This window comes from Pectobacterium actinidiae, assembly GCF_000803315.1.
Lineage (GTDB): Bacteria > Pseudomonadota > Gammaproteobacteria > Enterobacterales > Enterobacteriaceae > Pectobacterium > Pectobacterium actinidiae.
In genome coordinates this window covers 502,405-527,059 of record NZ_JRMH01000002.1, presented here as the reverse complement: position 1 = coordinate 527,059, position 24,655 = coordinate 502,405, and the positions used below count along the sequence as shown (strand labels likewise).

21 protein-coding genes are annotated in these 24,655 nt (G+C 52.6%); 17 read left to right on the top strand and 4 right to left on the bottom strand.

Annotation, left to right across the window (positions count from 1 at the left end; translation table 11 throughout):
• Positions 1 to 149 precede the first annotated feature (149 nt).
• From dnaA to gyrB, 4 genes are read left to right on the top strand one after another with little or no spacing between them, the layout of a single operon-like run.
• A complete protein-coding gene (gene dnaA, locus KKH3_RS19865; protein WP_039363659.1) occupies positions 150 to 1,547 on the top strand; it encodes a chromosomal replication initiator protein DnaA in 1,398 nt (465 codons plus the stop codon).
• 4 nt (positions 1,548 to 1,551) lie between these two features.
• A complete protein-coding gene (gene dnaN, locus KKH3_RS19860) occupies positions 1,552 to 2,652 on the top strand; it encodes a DNA polymerase III subunit beta (RefSeq protein WP_005976672.1) in 1,101 nt (366 codons plus the stop codon).
• A 49-nt stretch (positions 2,653 to 2,701) separates the two neighbouring features.
• A complete protein-coding gene (gene recF / locus KKH3_RS19855) occupies positions 2,702 to 3,787 on the top strand; it encodes a DNA replication/repair protein RecF (RefSeq protein ID WP_039363656.1) in 1,086 nt (361 codons plus the stop codon).
• 18 nt (positions 3,788 to 3,805) lie between these two features.
• The gene (gene gyrB / locus KKH3_RS19850) at positions 3,806 to 6,223 is read left to right on the top strand and encodes a DNA topoisomerase (ATP-hydrolyzing) subunit B (protein WP_039363652.1); all 2,418 of its coding nucleotides are present in this window, start codon (positions 3,806 to 3,808) and stop codon (positions 6,221 to 6,223) included.
• 140 nt (positions 6,224 to 6,363) lie between these two features.
• Here the strand turns inward: gyrB and KKH3_RS19845 are convergent, their stop codons facing one another.
• Positions 6,364 to 7,554: an MFS transporter gene (locus KKH3_RS19845; RefSeq protein WP_039363649.1), complete on the bottom strand. Its 1,191-nt coding sequence runs from the start codon at positions 7,552 to 7,554 to the stop codon at positions 6,364 to 6,366.
• A gap of 162 nt (positions 7,555 to 7,716) precedes the next feature.
• Here KKH3_RS19845 and KKH3_RS19840 point away from each other — a divergent pair, with 162 nt between their 5' ends.
• Entirely contained in the window at positions 7,717 to 8,085 is a 369-nt protein-coding gene (locus KKH3_RS19840) for a GFA family protein (protein ID WP_039363647.1), read from the top strand.
• 49 nt (positions 8,086 to 8,134) lie between these two features.
• Here KKH3_RS19840 and KKH3_RS19835 read toward each other — a convergent pair whose 3' ends face one another.
• The gene (locus KKH3_RS19835) at positions 8,135 to 10,138 is read right to left on the bottom strand and encodes a methyl-accepting chemotaxis protein (RefSeq protein ID WP_039363644.1); all 2,004 of its coding nucleotides are present in this window, start codon (positions 10,136 to 10,138) and stop codon (positions 8,135 to 8,137) included.
• Positions 10,139 to 10,387: 249 nt separating this feature from the next.
• Positions 10,388 to 11,401, bottom strand: coding sequence for a LacI family DNA-binding transcriptional regulator (locus KKH3_RS19830; protein WP_039363641.1), 1,014 nt, complete (start codon positions 11,399 to 11,401; stop codon positions 10,388 to 10,390).
• A gap of 211 nt (positions 11,402 to 11,612) precedes the next feature.
• On the opposite strand from KKH3_RS19830, the gene KKH3_RS19825 reads away from it, so the two are divergent.
• The 6 genes from KKH3_RS19825 to tnpA all read left to right on the top strand — a co-directional run bounded on the left by KKH3_RS19825 (position 11,613) and on the right by tnpA (position 16,982).
• Positions 11,613 to 11,918, top strand: a complete 306-nt coding sequence (locus KKH3_RS19825) for a PTS sugar transporter subunit IIB (protein ID WP_039363638.1) — start codon at positions 11,613 to 11,615, stop codon at positions 11,916 to 11,918.
• A 16-nt stretch (positions 11,919 to 11,934) separates the two neighbouring features.
• On the top strand, positions 11,935 to 13,248 hold the full coding sequence (locus tag KKH3_RS19820) for a PTS sugar transporter subunit IIC (RefSeq protein WP_039363635.1): 1,314 nt from the start codon (positions 11,935 to 11,937) through the stop codon (positions 13,246 to 13,248).
• The gene (locus tag KKH3_RS19815; RefSeq protein ID WP_039363628.1) at positions 13,238 to 13,579 is read left to right on the top strand and encodes a PTS lactose/cellobiose transporter subunit IIA; all 342 of its coding nucleotides are present in this window, start codon (positions 13,238 to 13,240) and stop codon (positions 13,577 to 13,579) included. The genes KKH3_RS19820 and KKH3_RS19815 overlap by 11 nt, the downstream gene beginning before the upstream one ends.
• A 26-nt stretch (positions 13,580 to 13,605) precedes the next feature.
• Positions 13,606 to 15,048, top strand: a complete 1,443-nt coding sequence (locus KKH3_RS19810) for a 6-phospho-beta-glucosidase (RefSeq protein ID WP_039363624.1) — start codon at positions 13,606 to 13,608, stop codon at positions 15,046 to 15,048.
• Positions 15,049 to 15,561: 513 nt separating this feature from the next.
• Entirely contained in the window at positions 15,562 to 16,377 is an 816-nt protein-coding gene (gene yidA / locus KKH3_RS19805) for a sugar-phosphatase (RefSeq protein WP_039363621.1), read from the top strand.
• Between the two features lie 167 nt (positions 16,378 to 16,544).
• Positions 16,545 to 16,982: an IS200/IS605 family transposase gene (gene tnpA / locus KKH3_RS19800; RefSeq protein WP_039281630.1), complete on the top strand. Its 438-nt coding sequence runs from the start codon at positions 16,545 to 16,547 to the stop codon at positions 16,980 to 16,982.
• A gap of 163 nt (positions 16,983 to 17,145) precedes the next feature.
• On the opposite strand, the gene KKH3_RS19795 is transcribed toward tnpA, so the two are convergent.
• On the bottom strand, positions 17,146 to 18,042 hold the full coding sequence (locus KKH3_RS19795; RefSeq protein WP_039363618.1) for a LysR substrate-binding domain-containing protein: 897 nt from the start codon (positions 18,040 to 18,042) through the stop codon (positions 17,146 to 17,148).
• Between the two features lie 142 nt (positions 18,043 to 18,184).
• On the opposite strand from KKH3_RS19795, the gene KKH3_RS19790 reads away from it, so the two are divergent.
• From KKH3_RS19790 to KKH3_RS19765, 6 genes are all read left to right on the top strand, one after another.
• Positions 18,185 to 19,735, top strand: a complete 1,551-nt coding sequence (locus KKH3_RS19790) for an ABC transporter substrate-binding protein (protein WP_039363615.1) — start codon at positions 18,185 to 18,187, stop codon at positions 19,733 to 19,735.
• A 71-nt stretch (positions 19,736 to 19,806) separates the two neighbouring features.
• A complete protein-coding gene (locus tag KKH3_RS19785; protein WP_039363611.1) occupies positions 19,807 to 20,691 on the top strand; it encodes a dihydrodipicolinate synthase family protein in 885 nt (294 codons plus the stop codon).
• Positions 20,692 to 20,792: 101 nt separating this feature from the next.
• Positions 20,793 to 21,746: a nucleoside hydrolase gene (locus tag KKH3_RS19780; protein ID WP_039363608.1), complete on the top strand. Its 954-nt coding sequence runs from the start codon at positions 20,793 to 20,795 to the stop codon at positions 21,744 to 21,746.
• Between the two features lies 1 nt (position 21,747).
• Positions 21,748 to 22,737: a nucleoside hydrolase gene (locus KKH3_RS19775; protein ID WP_039363604.1), complete on the top strand. Its 990-nt coding sequence runs from the start codon at positions 21,748 to 21,750 to the stop codon at positions 22,735 to 22,737.
• Entirely contained in the window at positions 22,737 to 23,714 is a 978-nt protein-coding gene (locus KKH3_RS19770) for an ABC transporter permease (RefSeq protein WP_039363602.1), read from the top strand. Before KKH3_RS19775 ends, KKH3_RS19770 begins: the two co-directional genes overlap by 1 nt.
• A complete protein-coding gene (locus tag KKH3_RS19765) occupies positions 23,711 to 24,619 on the top strand; it encodes an ABC transporter permease (RefSeq protein WP_039363600.1) in 909 nt (302 codons plus the stop codon). Before KKH3_RS19770 ends, KKH3_RS19765 begins: the two co-directional genes overlap by 4 nt.
• The last annotated feature ends 36 nt before the right edge of the window (positions 24,620 to 24,655 follow it).

Below are 24,655 nucleotides of genomic sequence, written 5' to 3'. Positions count from 1 at the left end.
GATCGTCGGAGTAAACCGCCACGCTATGTGGTGTGTCTGAATTGTGAATGAAACAATCGTGGATGACGCAGGCGCCAAAAAATCATGAGTTACATAAATAACGTCTTATTCTTTTCTTTTTGATCGTTCTTGTTCGAGTGGAGTCCGCCGTGTCACTTTCGCTTTGGCAGCAGTGTCTTGCCCGTTTGCAGGATGAGTTACCTGCCACAGAATTCAGTATGTGGATACGCCCGTTGCAGGCGGAGCTGAGTGATAACACTCTGGCGCTCTATGCCCCCAATCGCTTTGTGCTGGATTGGGTTCGCGATAAATACTTAAACAATATCAATGTCCTGCTGAATGATTTTTGCGGGATGGATGCTCCTTTACTGCGTTTTGAAGTGGGGAGCAAACCGTTGGTTCAGACGGTAAGCCAGCCTGCGCAATCGCACCACAATCCTGTCAGCGTTGCGCGGCAACAGCCGGTGCGTACGGCACCGGTACGGCCAAGCTGGGATAACTCGCCTGTACAGGCAGAACATACCTATCGTTCGAATGTGAATCCCAAGCATACGTTTGATAACTTCGTTGAGGGTAAATCGAACCAGCTCGCTCGTGCCGCGGCGCGTCAGGTGGCCGACAACCCCGGCGGTGCCTATAACCCATTGTTTCTTTATGGCGGCACCGGCCTGGGTAAAACGCACTTATTGCACGCGGTGGGGAATGGCATTATTGCCCGCAAGCCCAATGCGAAAGTGGTTTACATGCACTCCGAGCGTTTCGTGCAGGATATGGTTAAAGCGTTGCAGAACAATGCGATTGAAGAATTCAAACGCTACTACCGTTCTGTTGATGCGTTGCTGATCGATGATATCCAGTTCTTTGCTAATAAAGAGCGTTCGCAGGAAGAGTTCTTTCATACCTTCAATGCGTTGCTGGAAGGCAACCAGCAAATCATCCTGACATCTGACCGCTACCCGAAAGAGATCAACGGCGTAGAAGATCGCCTGAAATCCCGCTTCGGCTGGGGATTAACTGTCGCGATTGAACCGCCAGAGCTGGAAACCCGCGTGGCGATTCTCATGAAGAAAGCGGATGAAAACGACATTCGTCTACCGGGCGAAGTGGCGTTCTTTATTGCTAAACGCCTGCGTTCTAACGTGCGCGAGCTGGAAGGCGCACTGAACCGCGTTATCGCGAATGCCAATTTTACTGGCCGCTCGATCACTATTGATTTTGTGCGTGAGGCGTTGCGCGATCTGCTGGCGTTGCAGGAAAAACTGGTTACTATCGACAATATTCAAAAGACGGTGGCGGAATACTATAAAATCAAGGTAGCCGACCTGCTGTCTAAACGTCGTTCCCGCTCGGTGGCGCGTCCGCGCCAGATGGCGATGGCGTTGGCGAAAGAACTGACGAATCACAGCCTGCCGGAAATTGGCGATGCCTTTGGCGGGCGTGACCATACGACGGTGTTGCATGCCTGCCGCAAGATTGAGCAGTTGCGTGAAGAAAGCCACGACATCAAAGAAGATTTTTCCAATTTAATCAGAACTCTATCGTCATAACACTATGAAATTTATTGTTGAACGCGAACGTCTGTTAAAGCCATTACAACAGGTCAGCAGCCCGCTGGGCGGCCGACCGACTTTACCGATTCTGGGCAACCTGCTGATTCAGGTGACGGAAGGTGCGCTGTCGCTGACCGGTACGGATCTGGAAATGGAGATGGTGGCGAAGGTTGCACTGACGCAGCCGCATGAGCCGGGTGCCACGACCGTCCCTGCCCGCAAACTGTTTGATATTTGCCGGGGTCTGCCGGAAGGCGCGGAAATCACGATTATGCTGGATGGCGATCGCATGCTGGTGCGCTCTGGCCGCAGTCGTTTCTCGCTGTCCACGCTGCCCGCAGCGGATTTCCCTAATCTGGACGACTGGCAGAGCGAGGTTGAGTTCTCTCTGCCGCAGGCGACGATGAAGCGTTTGATTGAAGCGACACAGTTTTCGATGGCGCATCAGGATGTCCGCTACTACCTCAACGGCATGTTGTTTGAAACCGAAGGCGAAGAGCTGCGTACGGTCGCGACCGATGGTCACCGTTTGGCGGTGTGCTCCATGCCGGTTGGGCAATCCTTACCCTCACATTCGGTGATCGTACCGCGTAAAGGTGTGATGGAGTTGGTGCGTCTGCTGGATGGTGGTGATACCCCGCTGCAACTGCAAATCGGCAGCAACAACATTCGCGCGCATGTCGGCGACTTCATTTTCACGTCGAAGCTGGTCGATGGTCGTTTCCCTGATTATCGCCGCGTATTACCGAAGAACCCGGATAAAACGCTGGAAGCCAGCTGCGATCTGCTCAAGCAGGCTTTCTCCCGTGCGGCGATCTTATCAAATGAAAAATTCCGCGGTGTTCGTCTACATCTGATTCAGAATCAGCTCAAAATTACGGCTAACAACCCGGAGCAGGAAGAAGCTGAAGAGATTTTGGATGTGCAATATGACGGCACCGAGATGGAAATCGGCTTCAACGTTAGCTACGTACTGGATGTGCTAAACGCGCTGAAGTGCGAAGGGGTACGTTTACTGCTGACTGATTCCGTTTCCAGCGTGCAGATCGAAGATAGCGCCAGCCGAGCGGCGGCCTATGTCGTTATGCCAATGCGGTTGTAGAATTATTGGGCAAGTTTACTTGCCCTTTCATTATTAAGATAACTGCAACATGGCTCTCACTCGTCTTCTCATCAAAGATTTCCGTAACATCGAGGCGGCCGATTTGGCGCTGGTTCCCGGCTTTAATTTTTTGGTCGGTGCCAACGGCAGCGGTAAAACCAGCGTGCTGGAAGCGATTTATACGCTGGGGCACGGGCGGGCGTTTCGTAGCATCCAGGCGGGGCGCGTCATTCGTCACGATCAGCCGGAATTTGTACTGCATGGCCGTATTGACGGTACTGAAACGGAGCGATCCGTTGGTTTAAGCAAAAACCGTCAGGGCGACAGCAAGGTACGGATTGACGGCAGCGACGGTCATAAAGTCGCTGAGCTGGCGCAACTGCTACCGATACAGCTGATTACCCCGGAAGGGTTCACCCTGCTCAACGGCGGTCCGAAATTTCGCCGTGCCTTTCTCGACTGGGGCTGCTTCCATAATGAGCCCGGCTTTTTCGCGGCCTGGAGCAATATGAAGCGTTTGTTGCGCCAGCGTAATGCGGCACTGCGTCAGGTGAGTCACTATGGGCAGCTCAGAGCCTGGGATCAGGAGCTGGTGCCGCTGGCGGAACGCCTCAGCGAATGGCGTGCGCAATACGCTGAGGCGATTGCCAATGATATCGCCACGACCTGTACGCAATTTTTGCCTGAATTTTCTCTCAGTTTCTCTTTCCAGCGCGGCTGGGATAAAGAAAGTGAGTATGCTGAACTGCTGGAACGGCAGTTCGACCGCGACCGTATGTTGGGTTATACGGCGCTGGGGCCGCATAAAGCCGATTTCCGCATCCGCGCCAGCGGCGTGGCAGTCGAGGATATGCTGTCCCGTGGCCAGCTCAAGCTGCTGATGTGTGCGCTGAGGCTGGCTCAGGGTGAATTTCTCACCCGTCAGAACGGACTGCGCTGTCTGTATCTGATCGATGATTTTGCTTCCGAACTGGATAGTACCCGCCGCCGTTTGCTGGCTGAACGGTTAAAAGCCACCCATGCACAGGTTTTTGTCAGCGCAGTCAGCGCTGAACAGATAGAGGACATGGTTGGTGAAAAGGGCAAGATGTTCCGCGTAGAACAGGGTAAAATAACGGTTCAATCACAGGACTAAAATGAGCGAGAAACGTTGATGTCGAATTCTTATGACTCCTCAAGTATCAAGGTATTGAAAGGGCTGGATGCGGTACGTAAACGCCCAGGTATGTATATCGGCGATACGGATGACGGTACCGGCCTGCATCACATGGTATTCGAGGTTGTGGACAACGCTATCGACGAAGCACTCGCTGGCTATTGTAAAGACATTATCATCACTATCCATGCTGATAACTCGGTATCGGTGCAGGATGATGGCCGTGGTATTCCGACCGGCATTCATGAAGAAGAAGGGATCTCCGCGGCTGAAGTGATCATGACCGTGCTGCACGCGGGCGGAAAGTTTGATGATAACTCGTATAAAGTCTCCGGCGGCCTGCACGGCGTAGGGGTTTCCGTGGTTAACGCCCTGTCAGAAAAACTGACGCTGGTTATTCACCGCGATGGGAAACTTCACGAGCAGACCTATAAACACGGTGTGGCGCAAGCACCGCTGGCGGTGACGGGTGACACCAACAGAACCGGTACGACGGTGCGCTTCTGGCCGAGCCACGAGACGTTCACCAACGTGGTGGAATTCGAGTATGAGATTCTGGCCAAGCGCCTGCGCGAGCTGTCGTTCCTGAACTCCGGTGTCTCTATTCGCCTGATTGACGAGCGTGAGAAAGATAAAGCGGATCATTACCATTATGACGGCGGTATCAAGGCGTTCGTTGATTACCTGAACCGTAACAAGACGCCAATTCACCCGAACGTGTTTTACTTTTCGACGGTGAAAGACGACATCGGCGTGGAAATCGCGTTGCAGTGGAACGATGGTTTCCAGGAAAACATTTACTGCTTTACCAACAACATTCCACAGCGCGACGGTGGTACGCACCTGGCCGGTTTCCGTGCTGCGATGACCCGTACGCTAAATACTTACATGGATAAAGAAGGCTACAGCAAGAAAGCCAAAGTCAGCGCGACCGGTGACGATGCGCGTGAAGGGCTGATTGCTGTGGTTTCTGTGAAAGTGCCGGATCCGAAGTTCTCCTCGCAGACTAAAGACAAGCTGGTTTCTTCCGAAGTGAAAACCGCTGTTGAATCCCTGATGAACGAGAAGCTGGTGGATTACCTGATGGAAAACCCGTCAGACGCCAAAATCGTGGTCGGTAAGATTATTGATGCCGCCCGTGCCCGTGAAGCGGCACGTAAAGCGCGTGATATGACGCGTCGTAAAGGTGCGCTCGATCTGGCTGGCTTGCCGGGCAAACTGGCGGACTGTCAGGAACGCGACCCGGCGCTGTCTGAACTGTACTTAGTGGAAGGGGACTCTGCGGGCGGCTCTGCTAAACAGGGGCGTAACCGTAAGAATCAGGCGATTCTGCCGCTGAAGGGTAAAATCCTGAACGTTGAGAAAGCCCGTTTTGACAAGATGCTTTCCTCGCAGGAAGTCGCGACGCTGATCACCGCGCTGGGCTGCGGCATTGGCCGTGATGAATACAACCCGGACAAGCTGCGCTATCACAACATCATCATCATGACCGATGCTGACGTGGATGGTTCGCACATCCGTACCCTGCTGTTGACCTTCTTCTATCGTCAACTGCCTGAAATTGTTGAGCGTGGCCACGTGTATATTGCACAGCCGCCGCTCTACAAGGTGAAAAAAGGCAAGCAGGAACAGTACATCAAAGATGATGAAGCGATGGATCAGTACCAGATCGCACTGGCGCTGGATGGCGCGACGCTGCACACCAATGCACAGGCTCCTGCGCTGGCGGGTGAACCGCTGGAGAAGCTGGTTTCTGAACATTACGCCGTACAGAAGATGATTGGCCGTATGGAACGTCGTTTCCCGCGTGCGTTGTTGAACCGTCTGATTTATCAATCGACGCTGTCCGAAGCCGATTTGGGCGAGCGTGAAAACGTGCAGGCGTGGGCGGAATCGCTGGTTAGCAACCTGAACGAAAATGAATTGCATGGCAGCACATACAGCTTTGTCATTCACCACGATGAAGAACGTGGCGTATTTGAGCCAGCGCTGCGCGTGCGTACGCACGGTGTGGATACCGATTATCCGCTGGGTGCAGGCTTCGTGGCGGGTAGTGAGTACCGCAAATTGAATCAGCTGGGTGAAAAACTGCGTGGCCTGATCGAAGAAGATGCGTACATCGAGCGTGGTGAACGCCGTCAGCCGGTTGCCAGCTTCGAGCAGGCGCTGGAGTGGTTGGTGAAAGAGTCCCGCCGTGGTTTGACCGTACAGCGTTATAAAGGTCTGGGTGAAATGAACCCGGATCAGCTGTGGGAAACCACGATGGATCCGACCAGCCGCCGCATGCTGCGCGTGACGGTGAAAGACGCCATTGCTGCCGATGAGCTGTTCACAACGCTGATGGGCGATGCCGTTGAACCGCGTCGTGCGTTTATTGAAGAGAACGCCCTGAAAGCGATGAATATCGATATCTGATTCGTTCTACGTAGTTATCGTTATCTAAGCCAGCTCCCTACGGAGCTGGCTTTTTTTATGGCGAACTTCCTGTCCGCCACCCTTTGGGCCGTCGCAAGCGACGTTGAAAAACGTTCCCTACGTTTTTTTATATCTTTTTATCAGGCTAATGCACGTCGTTTGGCGCTGCGCATTTCCTGTAGCAGGGTGATGAAAGACGTGATCAGCATGAAGATAACGGCAGACCAGAAAATAGCGTGAGGGTGACCGTGATCCAGCAGCCAGCCGAACAGCACCGGCCCGGCGGCACCACCAATGTTGAAGCCGGTAGAGACAATCCCAAACACTCGTCCTTCCGCTCCCGGCGGTGAGGCGGCGCGCACCAGCATATCCCGTGAAGGGGCAATCATGCCGGAGAGAAAACCAGCGGCGGCCAGCAACGGCACGAGCACAATGGTGGGTAAAGAATACAGAGCAACGATACTGACCAGCACGGCGGTGACGGCCAGCGCCGCTGTTGCCACCAGCCCGTGTCGCTTGGTTTTATCCGCCAGTGAACCGCCAGCCAGTACGCCGAAGGCGCTGGCGAACAGGAATGCGGTAAGCGCCACGTTAGCCTGTGAAAGCGACAGATCGTAGCCTGTGACTAACGCGGTAACCGAGAAGTTCTGGATCGAGCCCGTACTTAAATTTAGCAGCAAGAATAGAATCAGCAGTGACAGAATCGGCAGCGTGAAAACGGGGGCGCGCGATTTGCCCGGCTGAGTGCCTGTTGCCGCCGCGGGTTTCACCCGACTGGGTTCATCGCGATCCGTCAAAAGCAGCGGTATCGTCAGTAAGCCGAGGGCGCCAGAGACGATGAATGCGCTACTGATGCCGGAAAAGGCAGCGACAGACAGCAAAATACCGGGCGCAATCGCGGTGCCCAGAAAGCCGGAAAACGTGTGCACCGAGAACGCGCGTCCCATACGTTTCTCATCAATTCCGCGCGACAGTAAGGCGTAATCCGCCGGATGGTAAACCGCGTTTGCTACCCCAGCGAGCCCCATCGCGGCGACCAGCCAAACGTAGCTGCCTGAGAAACCGAGCGAGAGAAAACAGAGGCTCCCGAGTGTGATCCCTGCGGTTAACGTACGGCGCGCACCGATGCGATCCACCATAAAACCAATCGGCGTCTGCACGCAGGCGGAGACAATGTTGAATACGCTGAGTGCAAACCCCAGTTCGACAAAGCTGATATCACGCTGGGCTGACAGCAGCGGAATGAGCGCAGGCAGCACCATCATATGGAAATGACTCACCAGATGCGCTGATGAGATTTGCGCCAGTAGCGGTAATTTTATGAATTTCATATATATTTGCAGCTTACAGGTCTGTCGGTTTTATTATTGGGAGAGCTGGCGCGGGAACAGGGCGTCACTCTCTGGTAAAGGGATCATAAGGTTAGCATATTACTTACATCATCTATGGCGAATATTGATACCAGCCTTTTCGGCAGGATAGGAGAGAACAACATGACGACCAAATCGTATTTGGGTGGATGTTTATGTGGTCAGATTCGGTTCAGGGCAACGGGCGAACCGGGCAATCCGCATGCCTGCTCATGTATCTATTGTCAGCAGCATTCTGGTGCACCAACGCTGCTGTGGGTTGAGTTTCCCCGAGCAGCCGTTGAGTGGATTGGCGAAGGTGGAGAGCCCGCGCGCTACCGTTCGTCTGATTATTCCAGCCGGGCTTTTTGCCCACACTGTGGCAGCACGCTAGGGGCGATTGATGATGACCCCACCATTGCACTAACGATTGGAAATTTTGATGAGAAAAATAGCCCAGAGTTGAAGCCAGCGTCACATTCGTTCGAGGATTGCTGTCCACGCTGGGAATAACGCACGGGCCGTTTCCGGCCCGTGCGGGAGAGTTGGTGAAGAGTGGTGATTACGAGAGCTTAAATACCAGCACCGTTTGCGCGAGTTGTCTGGCTTGTTCTTCCAGCGACGCGGCTGCCGCCGTGGCTTCCTGTACCAGCGCGGCGTTCTGCTGGGTAACGCCGTCCATCTCGTGAACCGCCTGCGTTACTTGGCTGATCCCGCGCGATTGTTCATCCGATGCTGAGACAATCTCGTCCATGATGTCTTTTACCGACGTGACGGCACTCAGCATTTCCTGCATGGTCTCACCGGCGTTCTGAACCAGCGTAACGCCGCTATCGACACGGCTGGCGGACTCCGTAATCAGCGCGGTGATGTCTTTTACGGCACTGGCGCTACGCTGCGCGAGGTTACGCACCTCGTTGGCAACAACGGCAAAACCGCGCCCTTGTTCGCCCGCTCTGGCGGCTTCCACCGCCGCGTTGAGTGCCAGAATATTGGTCTGGAACGCGATGCCGTTGATGATGCTGGTAATGTCGGCAATCTTCTTCGAACTGTCGTCGATTTCACTCATAATGTGGACAACCTGACCGACTATCTTGTCACCTTTCTGAGCGATCTGCGCGGCATTCTGCGCCAGCGTTGTGGCGTTATGGGCATTATCCGCATTCTGTTTCACCGTTGCTGTAATCTGTTCCATGCTGGCAGCGGTTTCTTCCAGAGCAGCCGCCTGTTGCTCGGTGCGGGAAGCCAGATCGGTGTTGCCTGCTGCAATTTCCGTCGCACCGTGGCTGACAGATTCGCTGGTGCTAATTAGCTGCTCGGCGATATCTCTCAACTGCGTCTGCATGGCGTTCATGGCGTAAAAAATACTGCTGTCGTCCTTCGGTTGCACGGGGATGGTCTGTGTTAAATCCCCTTGTGCCACGGACAGAGCGATCTGTGCGGCCTGAGCGGGCTCACCACCGATAGGGCGCACGACCTTGCGGTTAAAGATGATGCCCAGCACACCGGAAACCACCACGATGCTCAGTATCATAAGCAGCAGGCTCACGTTGCGCTGCTGCACCGTTTCCGCCATCACCACATTGACGGGGGCGGACAGGCCGAGCATCCAGGGCGTACCGGTATTGCCGATGGTGACTGGCACATACACGTTAAACGCCGGCGTGTTCAGCACGGCATTGTCACGTTCGATCTGATAAGACTGACCTGTGGTCACATGCTCAAGCAGCGTTGGGTCGTTTTCAATTTTCTTAGTTATCCGAGCTTTGTCAGGATGAGAAATGTAGGAACCGGTGTGGGACAGCAACTGGGCGTAGCCCGTGCCTTCATAGGGTTTTATATTGTTGGTAAGCTGTTGCAGCGTATCCAACGAAAAGTCCGCGGTGACGGAGCCGTAAAATTTGTTGTTGATAATGATGGGCACGGCAATGGACGTCAGCAGGACATCGACACCGTTGTAAGGGTAGCTATACGGTTCCAGAATCACCTCTTTCTGGAGTTTCTTCGGCAGCAGATAGTAGTCGCCGCTGCCGGGCGTTTCATAATCCAACAGAGTATGCAGAGCAACGTTGCCTGCGGTATCGCGGTCGACATAACGGACGAAGCGACCTTGCGGATCCTGATCAGGTTGACCGATGTACTCTCTATCTTTGCCGTCAAACGCATCGGGCTCCCACGCCAGCGACATCGAAAGGAAATCGGGATGGCTCTTCAGCGCGTTTTTCAGCAGCGTCTCAGCGGTTTTTCGGTCGGCGTTACCTGCTTCTTGCAGGCTGACAACGCTCTGCACCAGATTACGTGCCGCATGGAGTGCGACATCCAGCTTTTGCTGAATCAGATAGCTGTTGGTATATGCCGTTTGCTCAAGATACTGCTGTGCAATGGTTTTTTGCTGCTGGCTAGATTGCCAGATCAGCAGACCGATAGTGAGAATAAAACCGAGTGCGATGGTGGTGACGCCTGCCAGGAGCATCAGCATCCGTGTGCTGAGCTTTCTTTTTAACGTGGTTGGTGAGGCGTGGATGGATGGGTTGCTGTGGTTAACCGGTAACAGTGTTGTAGACATATGCGTAATATCCCCTGGGATATAAGCGCCCGTAGGCACCTTTTTTTCATAAAATAATCAATCGATTGTCTTCCTTTCTGTTTTGGGTCATTCCCTTGCGCGACTCGTCATTATTTGTGATGTAAGTCACAAATAAATTATCGGCGAGAAACAATATCTCTTTAGGCTGTTCACGAAAATGTCACAAATCAGCGTGGTACGTAAATCGAGTTAGCAGTGAGGCATGACACCTCACCGTGTGAGCGAGGATTAGGCTGCGGGGCCTTTGCTGACGGAATCGCGGATAATTAATTCGCCCTTGAAGGCGGGGGCAGGCACGACGGTTTCACCCTCCAGCCAGCACAGCAGTTTCTCAAGGGTATAGTTGATCATCTCGGCGACGGGTACATGCACGGTAGTGAGCGGCGGGTAGAACCATGATGCCATCGGTAAATCATCGAACCCCAGTAGCGAGACATCCTGTGGAATGGCGAGGCCGTGTTCGCGCAGCGCTTTGGCCGCGCCAATCGCCATATCGTCATTGCTGGCGACCAATGCGCTGAAGGTGACGGTTCGTTGAAGCAGGGTTTTTGCTGCCGTATAACCGCTGTCATGGGTCCAGTCGCCTGGTACAACCAGCCTGTCATTATAGGGAACCCCGTTTTCTTCCAGCGCTAGCCGGTAGCCCGCCAGTCGGCTTGTACCTGTGGGGGAGTTCGCCGATCCGCAGACAAATGCGATATCACGGTGTCCCTGTGCAATCAGGTAATTGACGGCATCATGGCAGTGCTGCTGGTGATCGGCGCAGATGCCGTTATCACCGTGCTGATGCAGTGTGCGGTTCACGACCATAATCGGCTGATCATGTTGTTCAATAATCTCTTCCAATTCATCCGTGGAGAGAAAACGCGGATAGATAATGACGGCATCGCAGCGTAAATCGAGCAGAAACTGGATCGCTTCTCGCTCTTCTTCGGCACTGTGCTTGCCATCCGCCATGATGAGCTGCCGCCCATATTTTTCCGTCATGGTCGCCGTTTGGAACAGCAGTTCGCTGAAATAGGGGCCGCTGTACAGCGTATTGGTCACAACCAAACCAATAATCTGCGATTTGCTCGTGGCGAGCTGGCGCGCCAGCAGGTTGGGCCGGTAGCCAATCTCTTCAATCGCCCGGAATACCCGATCCCGCGTGGTTTTACTGACATAGTTATTCCCTGTCAGCACGCGTGATACGGTGGCTTTGGACACACCGGCTTTTTTCGCTACATCGAGCATGGTTACCATTGTACTTTCCCGTTTTCCTGTACTGCCTTATGTCGTCATTATAGGGAAAAACCCTCCTTTTTTATCACCAATAACGAGTGTAGGGATAAAAATATTCCCCGATTGCGCTATTTATGATCGCCTTCAAAAAACAGTAAAAACAATATGAAACCGGTTGCATATTATTTTTCGTCTTGCTTGAATAATAAAAAAACGGACGGTGAGGTGCAGTATGAATAAGATTTTACTCTGTTGCGCAGCAGGAATGTCTACCAGCATGCTGGTACAGCGGATGGAAAAGGTCGCCGAGCAAAAAGCGATCGCTGTTGAGATAAAAGCCGTGGGTTTTGAAGAGTTTAATGAGCTAATTGATGAATATGATTGCTGCCTCCTGGGGCCTCAAATCAAGTATAAATTGCCTGAATTCAAAGCAATAGCCGATGAAAAGGAGAAGCCGATCGCGGTCATTAATATGGTTGATTACGGCATGATGAATGGGGAAAAAGTTCTCTCCGATGCTCTGGCGATGATTGCGTAATATAACGGAGAGAATAATGAGTAAATTAACCGAGTCATTATTCAGCCTTATCGAAAATCGTATTAGCCCAATTGCGGCAAAACTTTCCAGCCAGCGTCATGTTGTGGCAATTAAAGATGGCTTCATTGCCTCTATGCCCTTTTTAATTGTCGGCTCTTTTATGATGTTATTCGCCCATCCGCCTTTTAGCCCGAAGAGTGAATGGGCTTTTGCGCAGTGGTGGTTGGGGATGGTTGAACGCCACGGCGAACAAATCATGATGCCCTACAATATGACGATGGGCATTATGGCGGTGTATATCACCAGCGCCATCGCTTATAACCTGGCGCTGAGCTATAAAATGAACGGCTTTATGGCTGCCAGTCTGGCACTGATGTCGTTTATGGTGGTAGCCGCGCCACAAATCGATAAAAGCCTGCCGGTCGGGTCGTTGGGCGGCGAGGGGATTTTCACCGCGATTATGGTGGCAATCTATTCGACGGAGCTGATGCATTTTTTGCAAAAGCGCAATATTGGTATCCGCCTGCCGGAACAGGTGCCGCCGAAAATCCGCCAGTCTTTCGATCTGCTGATCCCGATTCTTGCCATCTTTCTTACGCTTTTCCCGCTTAGCCTGTTTATGCAAAGCCATTTCGGCATGCTGTTACCGCAGGCGATTATGGCCGTCTTCGCGCCGATTATCTCGGCATCTGACTCGCTCCCTGCCATTCTGATTGCGGTGCTGCTCTGCCACCTGCTGTGGTTTGCCGGGATTCACGGCGCCGTTATCGTCGGCGGCATTTTGCAGGCATTCTGGCTGACCAATTTAGGAATCAATCAGGAAGCGTTTAACGCGGGAGCACCGATCACCAAAATCTTTATTGAACCCTTCTGGCAGTTCTTCATTACGGTGGGCGGCTCGGGAGCGACTATGGGACTGGTCTTTCTCTATCTGCGTAGCCGTTCTGCTCACCTGCGCTCCATCGGCAAGCTGGCTGTGGTGCCGAGTATGTTCAACATCAACGAACCGGTGATTTTTGGTTCACCCGTGGTGATGAACCCGCTGCTGTTTATTCCGTTTATTACCGCGCCGTTGGTGAACGCCATCCTCGCTTATATCGCGTTAAAAACTGATTTGGTGCATCGCGTGATTTCCCTTGCGCCCTGGACAACGCCGGGCCCGATTGGCGCCGCCTGGTCTACGGGATGGGACTGGCGGGCGGTGGTGCTGGTGGGGGTATTGATTGTTGTCTCATCCTTAATCTATTACCCCTTCTTCAAAATGTATGAACGTCAGCTGCTCGCACAAGAAGTGGGTACAGCGGAGGAGGCAGTGAGTGATGCTCGATGAAACCACAGTAATGGAACTGATTATCTACGCGGGAGAGGCGCGCTCAAGCTCGATGGAGGCGCTGAGTGCCGCCAGAAAATACGACTGGGACAAGGCTGAGGAACTGCTGAACACGGCTTCCGTTGCGGCGCGCAAAGCCCATCAAATCCAGACGGCCTTGATTGGCGCCGATGAGGGCAGCGGAAAAATCCCGGTCAACCTGATTCTGGTTCACGCGCAAGATCACCTGATGAACGCGATGCTATGCCGTGAATTGGTTGAGGAACTGATTCAACTGCATCGGGAAATCTCTGCCCTGAAACAATCAGTCAACGACATCGTTTGTAAATGAACAATCTGAAATGAGAAGGAAATAAAATGTCTGTTCAACAATTACCGAAAGACTTTCTGTGGGGCGGCGCGGTAGCGGCGCATCAAGTTGAAGGTGGTTGGGATCAAGGCGGCAAAGGCATTAGCATTTGTGATGTCCTGTCCGGCGGTGCCCACGGCGTTGACCGTGTGATTACCGATGGCGTACAACCTGGTGTCAGTTATCCAAACCATCAGGCGGTGGAATTCTATTCCCACTATAAACAGGATATCGCCCTGTTCGCTGAAATGGGCTTCAAATGCTTTCGCACCTCGATTGCCTGGACGCGTATTTTCCCTAATGGGGATGAGCTGGAGCCGAATGAAGCCGGTCTGCAATTCTATGACGACCTGTTCGATGAGCTACTGAAATACAACATTGAACCCGTGATTACGCTGTCTCACTTCGAGATGCCACATCATCTGGTTAAGCAGTACGGCGGCTGGTTGAACCGTAAAGTGGTGGATTTTTTTGTTCGCTACAGCGAAGTGGTCATGAAGCGTTATCAGTCCAAAGTGAAATACTGGATGACCTTCAATGAGATCAACAACCAGCGTAACTGGCAGTATCCGCTGTTTGGCTACTGCTGTTCCGGCGTGATTTTTACCGATCACGATAAGCCAGAGCAGGCGATGTACCAAACGCTGCACCACCAGTTTGTCGCCAGTGCGAAAGTGGTGAAGCTGGGTCATGACATTAACCCGAACTTCAAAATTGGCTGCATGCTGGCGCTGGTGCCGATCTATCCGTGGTCATGCCATCCAGATGACGTGATGTTTGCCCAGGAAGCGATGCGCGAACGCCACCTGTTCGGTGATGTGCAACTGCGTGGTTACTATCCGTCCTACATCCTGAAAGAGTGGGCGCGCAAAGGCTATCAGATTGCTATGCAGCCGGAAGATGAACAGACGCTGCGCGAAGGCTGCACGGATTATCTGGGCTTCAGCTACTACATGAGCAGTGCGGTGCAACTGGCGGCGAAAGGCCAGAAAAAGGAAGATGCGATTACGGGCTTTGACGGCGGCGTGAAGAACCCGCATGTGAAGGCATCGGAATGGGGCTGGCAGATCGACCCGGTTGGACTGCGTTATACGCTGAACAGCTTCTACGAGCGTTATCAGAAACCAATGTTCATCGTTGAAAACGGCTTTGGCGCGGTAGACAAGGCGGAAGCTGATGGCAGCATTAACGACGATTACCGCATCGAATACCTCAAAGCGCATATCGATCAGATGAAGAAAGCTGTCGTGGAAGACGGCGTGGAACTGATGGGCTATACCCCGTGGGGCTGCATCGACTGTGTGTCGTTTACGACTGGTCAGTACAACAAGCGCTATGGTTTTATCTACGTGGATAAACACGATGATGGCACTGGCACCTTCAAGCGCTCGAAGAAAAAGAGCTTTGATTGGTACAAGAAAGTGATCGCCAGCAACGGCGCCGAGCTATAACGGTGTCGAACGTAGACCATAGAGCCGTGCTTAACCGCACGGCTTTTTCTTGTCCGTGTTAATCTCTTCCCCAAGATGAGCGCTTAGACACAAATCATGTAGTGTGCAAGCGGGGTTGCTGTCATCCCCAGCGTAAGAAATTATGCTGAGGAGATAGCAGGCTTAGGATGAGCCGCATGGACGCGGCTCAAGCTTGCGCCACGTCTGGAGCGTGTCGCAAGCGGTCCGTTAAGCCTGATGCCGACGAAGGTATCGCGTAGCGACATAATTTAGCGGGTAGCCGGGTTCATAGGGGGCTGGCGCTTGAGCCCCCTATGTCGGGCGCGTGCTATAAAGTGGCATGAGAAGGATGGCATTGTGGCGCACGAAATAGCTCCGCGTTTGCAGAGGTAGCCTTCTGGAAGAGGGGGCGTTTTGTACTGTCATACGCCTGTCACCCTGCCGTATTTCACTAACGACTTCATCGCTGAATCGCGTTAGCATGAAAACAGATAACTTGATGCTGGAAAAACTATGTCTGTAAAACTGATCGCTATTGATATGGACGGGACGCTGCTGACGCCCCAAAATCAAATTTCACCTGCGGTAAAAGCCGCGATTGCCGCCGCCAGAGAGAAAGGTGTGCAGGTTGTGCTGGCTACCGGTCGCCCTTACATTGGTGTCGAGCGCTACCTGATGGAGCTGGATTTGCAGCAGGAAGGCTGTTACTGCATCACCAATAACGGTGCGTTGGTGCAGCGTACTGTCAACGGTGACTGTGTGGCGCAAACGGCGCTGAGCTTCGACGACTATCTCTATTTCGAAGCAATGGCCTGCAAATTGGGTGTCCATTTCCACGCGCTGGACTTCAATTTTGTCTATACCGCCAATAAAGACATCAGCCCCTACACCATTCATGAATCCCACCTGACCGGGATGCCGTTGAAGTATCGCGCGGTTGAGGAAATGGATCGTAGCCTGACGTTCCCGAAAGTGATGATGATTGATGAACCCGAGATATTGGATCGCGCCATCAGCCAGTTGCCACCGGAAGCCTTTGAACGCTATACCATCATGAAAAGCGCTGAATACTATCTGGAAATTCTGGATAAGCGCGTTAACAAAGGTGAAGGCGTGAAGATGTTGGCGGAGCACCTCGGCATTCCACGCGAAAGCGTCATGACGCTGGGCGATCAGCAGAACGATCTGGCGATGATTCGCTATGCGGGTATCGGCGTCGCGATGGGCAATGCCATCGACGAAGTGAAAGAAGCCAGCCAGTTCGTCACCAAAACCAACATGGAAGACGGCGTCGCCTACGCGATTGAGAAATTTGTGCTGAATGCCTGATTAGAGAAATATAAATCGGAATAGCCATCAACGATGGCTATTTTTATTGTCAGCCTTAAACCACCTCCTCGGGAGGTGGTGATTGTCCCTGTGAGGCTATAGCCTGAAGGAAGCCCATGCCAGAAAATTCCAGCTTACTCACCACAAGTAAGAAGGAAATCACTGACATGAGCAGTTATAGAAGTTCAGCACATGTGTTTTGGCGTTGCAAATACCACTTGGTTTGGACCCCAAAATATCGCTACAAGATTTTAACGGGCACAGTAGGGAAAGAGCTTTACCGTTCGATTTACATACTTTGCAATATGAAAGATTGCGAGATATTGGAACTAAATGTTCAACCAGACCATGTTCATCTTGTCGTGATGGTTCCACCGAAACTCTCAATTTCAACGCTAATGGGCGTCCTGAAAGGGCGCACGGCAATTCGTCTCTACAATAAATTCCCGCATATAAGAAAGAAACTGTGGGGCAATCACTTTTGGGCTAGAGGATACTTTGCGGACACGGTGGGAGTGAACGAAGAAATTATCAGACGTTACGTGAGGCATCAGGATAAGAAAGACCAAGAATACGAACAGCAAATGGAGTTATTGCAGGATTAAAACGGACAAGGCCCCCTTCTAGGGGGCCCCACTTAAAGCCACCTCTTCAAGAGGTGGATTTTTACTTAAAATAATAACCGTGCTATTTATTTTAAATAAATCAATTCCCCAATCGTCATTATTCAATAAATACATTAATAAAAATAACGACTTTGGCTAAAAATTATTTCAACGCCAGACTATCAGTTATTTTTTCTTTCATAACCTGAGTGATGTGATTAACCACCTGGCTGCGGGGAATTTGGGGAGGATAAACCGCGCAATACGCCATTTTTATATTGGGATTAAAAGGCTTAACGATAACCGGAGAAGGGCTGTTCAGGGCAGTAATAAAATCGACCACGCCGATGCCGACGTTTCTTGAAGCCAGTACGCAGCAGTTAGCCATCGAGGTTTCGATGGGGTTATGCAGATAGATTTGCTCTTTTCTGGTGGCGATATCGAGCTGCGCCCGCAGTGGCGTGGTTCTTCCCGGCAAAATAGCGCGCGTTCCAGCCAGATCGGCAAGCGTAACTTCATCCGCCGTGGCAAGGGGGTGACCCACCGCTAACACCGCGACAGCACTGGCGTCAGCCAGCGGTTCGGCTTCGAGCCCTTTGATGCCCGGCTGGCCAAAAATAAAGCCGACGTCGTAGTGGTTTTCAGAAATGGCCTTCGTAATATGGCTGCTGCTTTCGATGTCTAGAAACAGGGAAAGATCGGGGTATTTCTTGAGTAAGGTTGGGAGAACCTGATCTGAACAAAGAAACGAAAGTGCCTGCACGGCGGCGATGCGCAGCACGCTGCCCTTGGCGTGGCGAATTTCATCCGCAATCATCCCGATGTGATCCAACCCCAGATAAAGACGCTCAACTTCCCGATACAGCTTCATCGCCTCTGCGCGGGGAATCAGGCCGCGCCCGTCTCTATCGAACAACTTAAGATTCAGTGCGTCTTCAAAGTCCTTAATCAGTCGGCTGACGGCTGGCTGGGTGATGTACATCATGTTGGCGGCAGCGGTGATGCCTCCGGTGAGGATGACTTTATGAAAGGCTTCAACCTGGCGGGGATTGATACGCATGTTCGTCACCTTAAAACATAACATTTGGTTATCAATTTAACACAAAATGCAATTTTTCATTATCCAATCTAGCGCATAGACTCACAATCATAAGATTTAATACACTTCATCAGTACTCAATCATGGAATAGAGGATTAGTGAATGAAGAAATCGACTCTGGCGTTATTGTTTACCGTTTTATTTTCATCTTCACCTTTGGTTTATAGCGCCGACTTGAATATCGGTTTGGCTTCCTCCACCACTTCAATGGATCCGCAGTTTTATGTGAGTGGGGCGAATAGCGCAATGGCGCGCAATATTTTTGACGGTTTGGTTGTACAGGATGAAAAACAGCAGATTGCACCTGCCCTGGCAACCAGTTGGAAAGTGATTGACGACAAGACGTGGGAGTTTGTATTGCGTCCTGGCGTTAAGTTTCACGACGGCAGTGATTTTACGGCTAAAGATGTGATTGCCAGCATTAAACGTATTGCGCTGGCATCGAAAAACAGCCCTAGCTCTTACGCACCTTACGTCAGCGACATTGCTGAAGTAATAGAAGTTAATCCACTAACGGTGCGGATTAAGACAAAAGAGGCTTCGCCGCTGCTGCTGAATAATTTAAGTCGGATTTCCATTTTACCGGCCCGACTTGAAAACGTCCCGACGGAAACGTTGAATTCAGGAAAAGATGTGATTGGTACAGGGCCATTCAAATTTGTTTCCTGGGTGCCGGACGACCGGGTAGTCCTTAGTCGTAATGATGATTACTGGGGAGGAAAAGCAGAGTGGGACAACGTAACTGTCCGTGTATTTAAAAACAGTAGTGCACGAGTAGCAGCCGTATTATCCGGTGATGTGGACATGATTGAAAACGTTCCAACAGCCGACAGCAGTAATATTAAAAAAAATCAGCAGTTAAAAACGATTTCAACACCAGGGAATCGTGTTATTTACCTTCACATGGACCAGCAGCGAGAGGAATCACCGTTCGCCAAAGGTCCTGATGGTAAAAACCCATTACTAAAAAAAGAAGTACGCCAGGCGATGTCTTTAGCTATTAATCGTCAGGCAATCGTCGACCGTGTGATGGAGGGGCAGGCTGTTGTTGCCTCTCAGCTTGTACCGAAGGGGTATCCTGGGTATTCCGCTTCCATTCCTGCGCCGGTTTATAATCCGGAGAAAGCCAAACAGGAGCTGGCGGCGGCGGGTTACCCCGACGGCTTCACGCTGACCTTCCACGCGTCGAACGATCGTTATCCTAATGATTCTAAAATTGCTCAGGCCATTGGCCAAATGTTCACACGTGCCGGTATCAAAACCGAGGTTGTTACGATGCCCGGCAGTGTGTACTTCTCACGTGCGTCCCGTCTCGAATTCAGTTTGATTATGGGCGGGGCCGCGATTGAAACCGGGGAAGCTTCTGGAGTATTGGGGCCATTGCTAGAAACCTTTGGCCCCAATGCAGGACAGGGGAATCGTGGTCGCTATTCCAATACTGTCTTTGATAAAACGCTGAACGAAGCGCGTGTCACGCTGGATGAACCCAAACGTGATGCACTGCTGGCTGAGGCGATGAACATTGGCATGAACGAACTGGGGGTGATTCCGGTGATGTTCCTGTCCAATACCTGGGCGATGAAAAAGCAGTATACCTATGTGGGTCGTTCCGATGCCTACACGCTGCCATACTTCGTCCGTTCCGCGAAATAGTCACCTGTCATTTATGATTCAATTAAGGGGTGAGTATTCACCCCTTATCTATCCGTAACAAGGAGAACGGAGTGAATACATTTAGCGGTGTTTTTCCCTATCTGGTGTCACCCGTCAGGCCTGATGGCCAGGTTGATAAGCCTGTTCTGGCACAGCTCACTGAACATCTGATTCAATGCGGTGTACATGGCGTCGTGCCGTTAGGCAGCACCGGCGAGTTTGCCTACCTCTCTGCGGCTCAGCGTCTGGATGTTGTCAAAACGGTGATCGACACGACGGCGGGCCGTGTACCGGTTATCGCGGGTGTCGCGTCGACAACGATTCAGGATGCTGTTGAGCAAACGAAACGCTACGTCGAGCTGGGTGCGGATGGCATTCTTGCGGTGCTGGAAGCGTATTTCCCGCTGAAAGACGAGGGCGTCGAACAGTATTTCCGCGCCATTGCCGAAGCCGCACAGGGCAAACCTGTGGTGCTCTACACCAACCCTCAGTTCCAGCGTTCCGATTTGAGTCTGCCCGTCATCGAACGCCTCAGTCATGTCAGTAATATTAACTATATCAAAGACGCCTCAACCAATACCGGGCGCTTACTTTCCATTATCGAACGTACCCGTGGCCGGATGGAGGTTTTCTCTGCGTCTGCGCATATTCCCGCCTGCGTCATGCTGATTGGCGGCGTGGGCTGGATGGCTGGCCCGGCGTGTATCGTTCCCAAACAGAGTATTGCTTTGTACGAAGCCGCCCGTGCGGGTGACTGGCACAGAGCCATGGAACTTCAGCGCCCGCTGTGGCGCATCAATGAAATCTTTGCCCGTTATTCTATTGCTGGCTGTATTAAAACGGCGCTGCAATTGCAGGGGTTTGCGGTAGGCGACCCGTTGCCACCTCAGCAACCGTTGGATGAAAAGGCGCGTAAGGAGATCGCTGACGTTTTGGCGTCTGTCGATTCCCTCTGATAAACACACATGTATTATTTTTCACGCTGTAAAGGTGTGGGGTTTTCTGCACCTTGATGTTTTGCAGTACCTATTAAAAAGAGAAAAGGAATCATCGAAGGATGAGCGCGTTACCTATTATTATTGATTGTGATCCGGGGATAGATGACGCGATTGCGTTATTAAGTGCATTTGTGGCACCAGAGTTGGATATTCGCGGTATTTGTACCGTGTGCGGTAACCAGCCGTTGGAAAAGACGGTACGTAATGCGTTGCAAATTGTTGAACTAGGTCAGCGAACGGATATCCCTGTCTTCGCCGGTTGTCATCGGCCGCTGCTGCGTGACCCTATTCATGGTCAGTTTCACGGCGAAAGTGGGTTGGGTCAGACGGTGTTGCCTGCGCCGCAAAAACAGGCCGAAGCACAGCATGCGGTGAATTTTATTATCGAACAGTGTCGGCAGGCGAGCGCTGACGGCACGCCGATCACGCTGTGTACGTTAGGGCCGTTAACCAACGTGGCAACGGCGCTGCGTATGGCGCCTGAGATTGCTGACGGGATTGCGCGCATTGTGATGATGGGGGGCGCATACCGCGAAGCGGGCAACCGCAGCCTGACATCTGAATTCAATATGATTGCCGATCCGCAGGCCGCCAAGGTGGTGTTTGATTCATCGATTGCCCTCGTTGCTCTCCCGCTGGATGTGACGCATCAGGTGATTTTGACGCCAGAATTAGTGGCACGTTTTATTGCATTATCTGGACGCATTTCTGCGCCGTTAGGTGAAATGATGGCGTTTTGGGATCGCAATGACATCCGTCGCTATGGCTCACGCGGCGGCCCGCTACACGATCCGTTGGTCATCGCCTGGGTTCTGGCTCCGCACTGTTTCACAACGGAAAAAGCCAGTGTTTATATCGAGCAAGAAAGCGAACTGTGCATGGGGCAGACCGTTGCCGACTGGTACGGAAAAACCGAACGTGAGCCGAATGTGGATGTGGTGACGGGGGTGGATGCCAAACAGGTTGTCGAACTGTTTGCTGACCTATTGAGCCGCTACAGAGAGGATGTCTGACATGGTTCGAGAACGCATTATTATTGATACCGATCCCGGCGTTGACGATGCCATAGCCATCTGGCTGGCATTGGCTTCGCCTGAACTGGACGTACTCGGGATCACTGTTGTGGCCGGTAATGTACCGCTTGCCGCCACGCTGCCGAATGCGTGCAACGTGGTGGGTGTGACGGGCAGAACCGACGTGCCGATTTTTGCTGGTGCTTCACGCCCGCTCATCCGCGATCAGGTTTTCGGTAAATACGCGCAGATAGGTAAGTTTTCCTCTGAATGGGTGCCAGAAGGCACGCTGTCGCCGGAAGAGGAACACGCCGTCGATTTTCTGGTGCGGATGACGCGTCAGGCGGCGGCGGACAATAACCCGATCACCATTTGTTCACTCGGTCCGATGACCAATCTGGCGTTGGCGCTATGCTTTCATCCTGATGTCGCTCGCGGTATTAAACAGATTGTCTCCATGAGCTGTGCCTTTACCGCGATGGGGAATCGCGTACCGTGGGCAGATTTTAACGTCTATGCCGATCCACATGCCGCGGAAATCGTTTTTTCTTCCGGCGTTCCCATTGTCATCATGCCGCTGGATATGACCTTCCAGGCTTTGATTCAGACAGAACAGATTGATGATATCGCACGCAGCGGCGGTGCGCCGGGTAAGGCGATGGCAGCGCTGCTGCGTATGTTTGACCGTAGCGAGGTGGAACGCTTTGGCCGTGAAGGTGGACCGATTCATGATGCAACCGTCATTGCGTGGCTGTTGCAGCCAGCGTTGTTCAAATCAAAACGTGCTCGCGTCGGGGTAGAGGTTTCTGGTAAGACCGCGGGTTACGCATTCGCCGATTTTTATCACAAACTGGGTGAGCCAGAGAATGCGCTGGTCATGCGGGACATCGACGAACAAGGCTTTCTTGAGCTGATTGCCGAGCGCCTGCGCCACTATTCTTCAGAAGACCTCAATGGTTCTGAAGAACCAAACGGTTCCGGGGGGCGTTAATGATAGCCTACCTGCTGAGCCGAATCGGACAAACGCTGCTGACGCTGGCTGTTATGTCGGTGCTGGTGTTTGTGGGTGTGTACATGGTCGGTAATCCGGTCGATATGTTGTTGAGTGCGACCGCCACGCCAGCAGAGCGGCTGGCGGTGATTCAGTCCTTTGGCCTGGATAAGCCCGTCTGGGAACAGTATGGGCTATTTGTCTGGAACGCCTTGCAGGGCGACATGGGCAACTCTTTTATCTTTAACCAACCCGCGCTGACGCTCATTTTTCAGCGCATGCCCGCCACGCTCGAACTGGCGATGGTGGCGTTCGTGATGGCGCTGGTTATCGGTATTCCGCTGGGGATTTATGCTGGCCTGAAGCCAGACAGCGCGGTATCCAAATCCATCATGACCTTTTCCATCCTCGGCTTTAGCCTGCCCACGTTCTGGATCGGGCTGGTGATGATCATGCTGTTCAGCGTGAAGCTCGGCTGGCTGCCGTCCTCTGGCCGGGGCGATACTCACGATCTCTTCGGTATTCCATTCAGTTTTCTGACCCGCGATGGTCTCGAACACCTGCTTTTACCCGCGTTTAACCTTGCGCTGTTTAAAATCTCGCTGGTTATCCGCCTAATGCGTGCGGGCGTGATGGAGTGTCTGCAACAGGATTATGTGCAGTTTGCCCGCGCGAAAGGGCTGTCAGAAACCCGTATCGTACTGGTTCATGTGCTGCGCAACACGCTGATTCCACTGATTACCGTGCTGGGGCTGGAGCTAGGGTCGCTGATCGCGTTCGCCGTGGTCACGGAAACCATTTATGCCTGGCCGGGCATGGGCAAGCTGATTATCGATTCGATCGCTGTGCTCGACCGTCCGGTTATCCTGGCTTATCTGATGATTACCGTCGTGATGTTCAGCGTGATTAACCTGCTGGTCGATTTGCTGTATGTGCTGGTCGATCCGCGCGTGCGGTTGGGAGGGGACAAGGGATGACAGGGAATACGATACACCAGCCCACTGCCGTGCAAAAAACCGCCCATCCGGTGATGCGCGTTATGATGGCGCTGTTCAACGATCGGCTGGCGTTGTGCGGGATGATCATGCTGGCGATTTTTGTGCTGCTGGCGTTGCTTGCTCCTCTTTTGTCACCGCAGAATCCCTACGATCTGATGCAGCTCGACATCATGGATGGCCGACTCGCTCCGGGGGCGCAGAGCATGGCGGGCATGACCTATTGGCTGGGGACGGACGATCAGGGGCGCGATCTGTTTAGCGCGATTTTATACGGTACCCGCATCAGCCTGATGGTGGGCTTCTCCAGCGCGGTGTTTGCGCTGCTGATTGGTGCCTCGCTGGGGCTGATTAGCGCCTACGTCGGTGGAAAAACGGATGCCACGATCATGCGTATCGTCGATATCCAGCTTAGCTTCCCGCCGATCCTGATTGCGTTGATCCTGCTGGCGGTGTTGGGGCAAGGGGTCGATAAGATCATTATGGCGTTGGTGGTGACGCAGTGGGCTTACTACGCGCGCACGATTCGCGGTTCAGCGCTGGTGGAACGTCGCCGTAGCTACGTGGATGCGGCGCGCAGCATGGCGCTATCCAACCGCCGTATTCTGTTTCGCCATATTTTACCGAACTGTCTGGCACCGCTGATCGTCGTGGCGACGATGCGTATTGCCTACGCCATCATGTTGGAGGCGACGCTCTCGTTTCTGGGGATCGGCCTGCCTGTAACGGAACCGTCGCTGGGGCTGCTGATCGCTAACGGTTTTGAGTACCTGATGTCGGGCGACTACTGGATCAGCTTCTTTCCGGGGCTGACGCTGTTGCTGCTGATTGTAGCGATCAATCTGGTGGGGGATGCGCTACGCGACATCCTCAATCCACGGAATTAATCTGTGGGAACGCCCATAGGAATAAGGGGTAACGAA